A 7,004-nucleotide genomic window follows, 5' to 3' on the forward strand; every position below is an offset into this window, starting at 1 on the left:
ACATCCCCTTTACGTTATATAAACCATTCGAGCGGAACTAGTACAAGATCAGGGAATAAAATTAGTAGAATCAAAACCACCACTTCTACTAGAAGGAAAGGCCAAATCCCTTTCATGATATCTTCCATGCTTATCTTACTAACTCCACAGACAACATTTAACACTGTACCGACAGGCGGCGTTAACAAACCAATAGCATTATTAAGGATAAATAGGACTCCAAAATAAACTGGATCAATCCCAGCCTTCTCAATTAAAGGCATTAAAACAGGAGTAAGGATAAGAATCGTAGGTGTCATATCCATCGCAGTTCCAATAATAATTACTAAAAGATTAATCATCAAAAGAAGTAATAATGGATGATCCAATAACGGTTCCAAAAGAGTAATAACTTGTTCAGGGAGGTTGGCAACGGTAATTAACCAAGATGAAACCAATGCAGCAGCTACTAGAAACATAACAACACTCGTCATTTTTGCTGCTCTCACAAGAACGTGAAATAGCTCTGAGAGTTTCAATTCACGGTACACCACCAGCCCAACGAATAGCGCATAAGCAGCAGCAACTACAGCCGCCTCAGTTGGAGTGAAGATTCCTCCTCTTAGCCCTCCAATAATGATCAAAGGCAATAACAGGGCCCAAAAACCATTTCTAACTGAGATCAAAATTTCTTTCATAGATTTTCGAGGCTGTACAGTCACTTGATCTTTATGGGCTACAATCGCCCAGGTAACGCAAAGCCCTACCCCAAGCAGGACTCCTGGTACAATTCCTGCCATAAAAAGTTTGGTAATCGACACTCCGCTGGTTACTCCAAAAATTATAAATCCAATACTCGGAGGAATTATTGGTGCAATGATTCCTCCTGACGCAATCAACCCGCTTGACCGGTTAACATCGTAACCGCTTTTTACCATCATCGGAATTAATATGGCACCTAGTGCAGCAGTATCTGCTACAGCTGACCCAGATAAGCTGGCAAACAATACACTTGCAATGATAGCAACGTAACCAAGGCCGCCTCTGATATGTCCCACCATAGACATCGCCATTTTAACGATTCTTTGGGAAAGCCCGCCAGCGTTCATTAATTCCCCAGCAAGCATAAAAAAGGGAATAGCCATCAAAGGAAAGTTGTCTGCTCCACTTATTAAGTTTTGGGCAATAATCTGACTATCAAATATCCCAAGAAAGTACATTAATGCAACGCCACTCAATAAAAGTGCAAAAGCAATTGGCATCCCAAGAGCCATCGTCCCAAGCAGAGAACCTAAAAACACACCAATCATGCTTGTTTTCCCTCCTTTATCAAGTCTTTTTCGTGGAAATCAATCATTTCTTCAGAATCATTAATTAGCACTAATTCTGCATCCGTCAGTTTATTAGTTAAGAGTTTAATAAGATTATTGATTAATATTAACCCCATTGAAATACTGACTAAAATCCCTGTCCCGTAAACAGCAGCAAGCGGAAGACCTGTTGCAGGAGCTTTGCTATGTAAATTGATCAAGGTCATTTTCCAGCTTCCATCAAGGACCAAATAAAGAACATATAGCATTAATAAATCACTGATAACCAGTGCTACCTTTTTCAATCCGGTTGGCAAACGTTTTACAAGCATATCAACTCCAAGATGCTCTTTATCCTTAAAAGCACCTATCGCTCCTAAAAAGGTTAGCCAGACAAATAAATAGCGGGATATTTCCTCTGACCATGTTATGCCTGAATTAAAGAAGTAACGTAAAACAACATTTCCAAAAACAAGAATGACCATTAAGGAAAGAGCAAACGCCATAAAAATGTTCAACATCGTTTCCAAGTATTTTGATAACTTTTCCATCTTCTTCCCGCCTTTCTCTATAAAGAAGAGCTTTAAGAAAGTGCATGCCTTTCTATTGCTCATCCTTAATTCGTTTTACCAAATCTTCTGCCCAGTCATATTCCTTATAGATATCTTTATATAAAGGCTCGGCAGCTTTCTCCATTTCTTTTACAAATTCATCAGATGGAGTATTAAACTTTACATTTTTTTCTTCAAGGAATTTTTTATCATCTTCATAGCTTTTTTCCATTAGTTCAAATTCATAATCTGCATATTCCTTGGAAGCATCTTCGATAATTTTTTGCTGTTCTTTTGTTAAGCTGTTATAAAACTTGCTGTTAATAATGAAAATATTAGGGCTAAACATATGTTTTGACTCTAAAACATCCGACTGAACTTCATACCATCCAGAAGCCCTCAAAGTTGCAATTGGATTATCCTGGCCATCAACAACCTTTTGTTCAAGCGCTGTAAATACTTCTGAAATAGGAAGCGGACTGACATTTGCGCCAAGAAGTTTTCCGAGAGTAATATAGTTAGGAATGTTTGGCATCCTTAATCGTAGTCCATCAAAATCATCCTGACTCTTAATTGGCTTGTTTGAAGAAAACATACGGAAACCATTTGCACTCCAGGCGAGCGGTTTCACACCATGTTGTTTTTCAAGATCTGCTGTTAGTTCTTTACCAATTTCTCCATTTAGAACTTTTTTGACATGCTCATAATCTTTAAAGAGGAATGGCCATTCTGGAACACCCATTTTTGGGATGTCAGCTTGCATAATTAAGCCCGGAATGCCCATTTCAATTGTCCCGTTACGAACCCCATCATAAAATTCCTTTTCCGCTCCAAGCGTACTATTTGGGTATATTTGAACCTTTAGGCTTCCTTTTGATTCTTCTTCAACAATCTTTTTGAACTTTTCTCTTAAAGCAACGTTTTGCGGATGGTTTTCAGCAAAATAATTTGCCACTTTTATTGTTTTAGCCGGTCCGGCTGAAGCTTCATTGGAAGACGATTTTTCTGTTGCTCCCCCGCAAGCCGAAAGAAGTAAAGAAGCACTAAGAATTACACCAGTCGCTACTGAAAATAACTTTTTCATTTAATCGCTCATCCCCCAATTAAAATGGTTTTTGTTTTTTTGAAAGCGGTATCATTTATACTAAAAAAAATTTATCACCACCTTTAGTTTTATATTATAAAACTTAGTTTTCATAATAAAACTAAAAACAAGAGACAAAATTAGTCTCGGAGTTTTATATTATAAAACTATATATAACTATTTAAAACTCTAACATCATCTTAATCTTTAACTTTCCGAATTGTCAATATCTTAATTTTCTTTATTTTTGGATATTTTTTAAAACAATTGTAAAGTGCTATATAATTCCCATAAAAAGGAAAATATTTCCTGAGATTATACCCCCAATTTTAAAAGTATAAACAAATTTTCTAACCCGAATGGATAACATAAAAATTGTAAATGAATAATTTGTGACATGTAACATTTCACATTTCATATTTCACAAGGTAATGTTAGAATAAAATAAATAATCAGTCAATTCTTTTTTATTGTCTTTTTTGTAATTTACTTTCACACAAGAAATTGACTACAAGTATATAATTCCCCTATAATTTATTAATAGTGTGACATGTTACATGTTAGGTATTGCAAATTACCTATGAATTTTGGGAGGTTAATTTACTATAATGATTGATACTTCTGCTCTTGCAACACAAGTATATAAAGAACTTCGAAATGAAATTATTTGCGGGATTTTTTCACCTGGAGAAAAATTGGATATCATTGAATTAGCAAATAAATATGGAGTAAGTCGATCACCCGTAAAAGAAGCGGTAAATCAATTGGTACATGATGGGTTAGTCGAAATATTTCCAAGAAAAGGAACATACATCACCCAATTACGTTTCAAAGATTGTATGGAGGCTCTCGATGCTCGATTTATGGTTGAAACATGGGCGGCAGCACAAGCTATTGAGCATTTATCAGATGAACAGATAGAAGATATGAAACAAATAATTGAAAAAATGGATTCACTATTGAGAGTACAGCCCTTTTCTTATGAGTCTTACAGTAAACTAGATAAGGAGTTCCATCAATTATTGGTGCAATATGCTAGGAATCATAAGGTTCAAAACATTTATGACAGTATTAACCCTATAATTTCACTAGCACGAGTTGGGTACAGTGAAGTTTTTGAAAATAGCTTAAAAAGACACAAAGATCATCATAATATGTTTGAAGCATTAAAAAATCGTGACCTCTCCTCCTTAATTGAAGCATTGCAACAACATAAGCGTTCCTTAGAAGAGGACATAAGGTTACATTGGAATGAACAATTATTTGGACCTATTGAAGAATCAAATTAGAAGCTGCAAAGTTTGTTTTCTATGGTGACCGACAAAACTGAAGAAAGCTCAGAAACATTGATATATCAACATTTCTGAGCTTTCTTTTCATTTAAAACGAACTTGAACTTAAAAAGTTCTATTTTGCTATTTAAATAATGTTATTCGTTTGTTAATTAGATAGGTTCTAGTATACTTACCTGTATTTCTTAGAATATATAAATTCTGTAATCGGAACTGTAACAAAAGTTATACCCACTACTATAACCAATGGATAATTATCAATTTCATTGAAACTGCCTGTACCTTCAGAAATAAACAATATTAAACCAGATAAAATCATGAGAACATAATAACCTATTTTGGCACTTTGGGTTTCAATATGCCTGTCTAATTCATCTTTCTCACCACCACCTTCATGATGGCCCCAATTAAGCAAATTAAAAAAATAGCTTAACGCTAGAAAACTAAAGAAAATACCAGCTGCATCTATAGTTCCATAACTAACCCATTTGTATAAGGTAAATCCTACAATGGATAGAAAAACAATAAAGACTAAAATAACGATAATACTTTTGGTTTTATTCATTCCTTTTTCCCCCAATCTCAGAGATAAATAAATCTTCCATGGCGACTCCCAATGTCCTTGCGATATCAAATGCTAACTGCAAACTTGGGTCATATTTATTGTTCTCGATAGCGTTAATCGTTTGCCTGCTTACATTGCATAATTCTGCTAACTTCCCTTGAGAAAGACTGCTTTTTTCTCTGTACTCCTTAATTCTATTTTCCATTCACTATGCCACCTTTAGATTTTATAAGGTGTAAAAGGTTTTTTACATCTTGATTATAAAATATGATAAATGGGGTGTCAAAGATATTTTACACTTCAAAATGCCATATCGATATTTACCCCCACCAGTGAACACGATTTGAAGTAATTTTGTCATGAAGGAAACTGCAAAGAATAACTTAAAGACAAACAAAAAACGCCTACTTACATTACTGTAAGTAGACGTTCAAAACGTTGATATAACTCAATTCTACTGCTAATTGACGATAAGAAAAAGTAATAAAATAAAGATACCGGTGATCGGGGTCGAACCGATACTCCTCACGGAACACGATTTTGAGTCGTGCGCGTCTGCCAATTCCGCCACACCGGCATAATAAAAATTTCATAAATAAAGCTATGAAATTTTAGTGGACAATATTCAACAGGGGCAGTAGGAATCGAACCCACACTGAAGGTTTTGGAGACCTTAGTTCTACCTTTAAACTATGCCCCTAAATGGTGGAGGGGGACGGATTCGAACCGCCGAACCCGGAGGGAGCGGATTTACAGTCCGCCGCGTTTAGCCACTTCGCTACCCCTCCACATATAAAAAACAAATGATAAAACTGGAGGAGGAAGAGGGATTCGAACCCCCGCGCGGTGTTACCCGCCTGTCGGTTTTCAAGACCGATCCCTTCAGCCAAACTTGGGTATTCCTCCATTATAATAATTAAAAAATCTTAATTGGTAGCGGCGGAGGGGATCGAACCCCCGACCTTACGGGTATGAACCGTACGCTCTAGCCAGCTGAGCTACACCGCCATAATATCGTCTTTAAAGTAATTGGTGGAGTCTAGGGGGATCGAACCCCTGACCTCCTGCGTGCAAAGCAGGCGCTCTCCCAGCTGAGCTAAGACCCCATAAGTTATTAGAAGAATGGTCGGGAAGACAGGATTCGAACCTGCGACCCCTTGGTCCCAAACCAAGTGCTCTACCAAGCTGAGCTACTTCCCGATAAAAAATGCGCCCTGAGAGATTCGAACTCCCGACCTTTTGATTCGTAGTCAAACACTCTATCCAGCTGAGCTAAGGGCGCAAATGAATTTAATTATTTTGTGGTGCCGAGGACCGGAATCGAACCGGTACGGTAGTCACCTACCGCAGGATTTTAAGTCCTGTGCGTCTGCCAGTTCCGCCACCCCGGCAATATCATGGAGCGGAAGACGGGATTCGAACCCGCGACCCCCACCTTGGCAAGGTGGTGTTCTACCACTGAACTACTTCCGCAAATTATGGTAAGTTATTTTGCTATCGCAAAAAACTTTGTTTATTTTACTTCGTAAAAAAACTTGGTGCGGGTGAAGGGAGTCGAACCCCCACGCCTTGCGGCGCCAGATCCTAAGTCTGGTGCGTCTGCCAATTCCGCCACACCCGCATATTATATTAAGTATGCTTCCGCTGATGTAATTCCAATAATTAAGAAGCATGGTGCCGGCGAGAGGACTTGAACCCCCAACCTACTGATTACAAGTCAGTTGCTCTACCAATTGAGCTACCCCGGCATATAGGTTTAAAATTTAAGAAACCGCCTGGCAACGTCCTACTCTCACAGGGACGCGTGTCCCAACTACCATCGGCGCTGAGAAGCTTAACTTCCGTGTTCGGTATGGGAACGGGTGTGACCTTCTCGCCAATGCTGCCAGACTATTTGAGGCTTCATTCCCTCAAAACTAGATAATGCTGAAGAAGTTTGTAAACTTGAGTTCACCTAGTATAATTGTCTAGCTCCAGCGTCCAGCAACTAGTGTCCTTCGGTCTTTTCCCTATGATAAGTCAACATCGAATCGCTATCGCTCTTCGTGTTTCCTTTATCTCAGTCAAAGCCCTCCAGGCCATACGTTGCTATGCGTACGCTTCCGCTTTTCTATTTGGTTAAGTCCTCGAACGATTAGTATCAGTCAGCTCCACATGTTACCACGCTTCCACCTCTGACCTATCAACCTGATCATCTTTCAGGGTTCTTACTAGCTTGCGCTA

6 protein-coding genes, 12 tRNA genes and 2 rRNA genes are annotated in these 7,004 nt (G+C 38.2%); 1 reads left to right on the forward strand and 19 read right to left on the reverse strand.

Annotation, left to right across the window (positions count from 1 at the left end; translation table 11 throughout):
• Positions 1–14: 14 nt before the first annotated feature.
• Genes M3610_RS24135 through M3610_RS24145 form a run of 3 tightly spaced genes read right to left on the reverse strand, consistent with a single transcriptional unit; the run spans position 15 to position 2,924 of the window.
• Positions 15–1,289 carry a TRAP transporter large permease subunit gene (locus tag M3610_RS24135; RefSeq protein ID WP_251463174.1) on the reverse strand — a complete coding sequence of 425 codons (1,275 nt, stop codon included), beginning with the start codon at positions 1,287–1,289 and terminating at the stop codon, positions 15–17.
• A complete protein-coding gene (locus M3610_RS24140) occupies positions 1,286–1,840 on the reverse strand; it encodes a TRAP transporter small permease (protein WP_251463175.1) in 555 nt (184 codons plus the stop codon). The genes M3610_RS24135 and M3610_RS24140 overlap by 4 nt, the downstream gene beginning before the upstream one ends.
• A gap of 52 nt (positions 1,841–1,892) precedes the next feature.
• Entirely contained in the window at positions 1,893–2,924 is a 1,032-nt protein-coding gene (locus M3610_RS24145; RefSeq protein ID WP_251463176.1) for a TRAP transporter substrate-binding protein, read from the reverse strand.
• 608 nt (positions 2,925–3,532) lie between these two features.
• On the opposite strand from M3610_RS24145, the gene M3610_RS24150 reads away from it, so the two are divergent.
• Positions 3,533–4,213 (forward strand): GntR family transcriptional regulator, encoded by a 681-nt coding sequence (locus M3610_RS24150; RefSeq protein WP_098573840.1) that lies wholly within the window; start codon positions 3,533–3,535, stop codon positions 4,211–4,213.
• Positions 4,214–4,388: 175 nt separating this feature from the next.
• On the opposite strand, the gene M3610_RS24155 is transcribed toward M3610_RS24150, so the two are convergent.
• The 16 genes from M3610_RS24155 to M3610_RS24230 form a co-directional block, all read right to left on the reverse strand.
• On the reverse strand, positions 4,389–4,781 hold the full coding sequence (locus M3610_RS24155; protein WP_251463177.1) for a DUF2178 domain-containing protein: 393 nt from the start codon (positions 4,779–4,781) through the stop codon (positions 4,389–4,391).
• A complete protein-coding gene (locus M3610_RS24160) occupies positions 4,774–4,986 on the reverse strand; it encodes a helix-turn-helix transcriptional regulator (protein WP_251463178.1) in 213 nt (70 codons plus the stop codon). Before M3610_RS24160 ends, M3610_RS24155 begins: the two co-directional genes overlap by 8 nt.
• Before the next feature lie 290 nt (positions 4,987–5,276).
• Positions 5,277–5,358 (reverse strand) — tRNA-Leu (locus M3610_RS24165).
• A gap of 52 nt (positions 5,359–5,410) precedes the next feature.
• Positions 5,411–5,481: transfer RNA gene (locus M3610_RS24170), tRNA-Trp, on the reverse strand.
• A 3-nt stretch (positions 5,482–5,484) separates the two neighbouring features.
• Positions 5,485–5,569, reverse strand: a tRNA-Tyr gene (locus M3610_RS24175).
• 25 nt (positions 5,570–5,594) lie between these two features.
• Positions 5,595–5,687: transfer RNA gene (locus M3610_RS24180), tRNA-Ser, on the reverse strand.
• Between the two features lie 25 nt (positions 5,688–5,712).
• Positions 5,713–5,789 (reverse strand) — tRNA-Met (locus M3610_RS24185).
• Positions 5,790–5,811: 22 nt separating this feature from the next.
• Positions 5,812–5,887: transfer RNA gene (locus M3610_RS24190), tRNA-Ala, on the reverse strand.
• A gap of 17 nt (positions 5,888–5,904) precedes the next feature.
• Positions 5,905–5,981 (reverse strand) — tRNA-Pro (locus M3610_RS24195).
• An 8-nt stretch (positions 5,982–5,989) separates the two neighbouring features.
• Positions 5,990–6,063, reverse strand: a tRNA-Arg gene (locus tag M3610_RS24200).
• 20 nt (positions 6,064–6,083) lie between these two features.
• Positions 6,084–6,172: transfer RNA gene (locus tag M3610_RS24205), tRNA-Leu, on the reverse strand.
• A 7-nt stretch (positions 6,173–6,179) separates the two neighbouring features.
• A tRNA-Gly gene (locus M3610_RS24210) sits at positions 6,180–6,254 on the reverse strand.
• Positions 6,255–6,317: 63 nt separating this feature from the next.
• Positions 6,318–6,402, reverse strand: a tRNA-Leu gene (locus M3610_RS24215).
• Between the two features lie 51 nt (positions 6,403–6,453).
• Positions 6,454–6,529: transfer RNA gene (locus M3610_RS24220), tRNA-Thr, on the reverse strand.
• A gap of 25 nt (positions 6,530–6,554) precedes the next feature.
• A 5S ribosomal RNA gene (rrf, locus tag M3610_RS24225) occupies positions 6,555–6,671 on the reverse strand.
• Between the two features lie 224 nt (positions 6,672–6,895).
• Positions 6,896–7,004, reverse strand: a 23S ribosomal RNA gene (locus M3610_RS24230); the annotation flags it as partial.

The sequence above is a fragment of the Neobacillus sp. MER 74 genome (genome assembly GCF_023714155.1).